Annotated in this window: 1 protein-coding gene; it reads right to left on the minus strand. The window is 69.6% G+C overall.

All coding sequences use genetic code 11. The features are described 5' to 3' along the window. The coding region (locus tag ABFX56_RS16110; RefSeq protein ID WP_346234367.1) for a hypothetical protein at positions 1-224 on the minus strand (224 nt) is incomplete at its 3' end. Positions 225-270: the final 46 nt, after the last annotated feature.

Raw genomic sequence — 270 nt, forward strand, 5'->3', positions numbered from 1 at the left:
GTGCCCGGCGGCGCGAACAGGTAGAAATAGCCGTTGGCCCCGGTGGTGCCAGTGGCGAAACGGCTGGCGCCCACATCGGCGGTCACGCCCCTGCCCGCCAGCGCCGAGCCATTGCCGGCATAGGCCGTGCCCTGCACCACCTGTACGCCATTGGGGAAGAAGCTCTTGAGATAAGGATAGAGCCCGGAACCGCCGGCCCAGGCCGCGCCGAGCGAGACGGCCATGCCGGTGGTCTGCAAAAAGGCGGTGGTCCGCCCCCCGACGCTGCTG

It is taken from the genome of Parafrigoribacterium mesophilum (assembly GCF_039652555.1).
In the GTDB taxonomy this organism is placed as follows: Bacteria; Actinomycetota; Actinomycetes; order Actinomycetales; family Microbacteriaceae; genus Parafrigoribacterium; species Parafrigoribacterium mesophilum.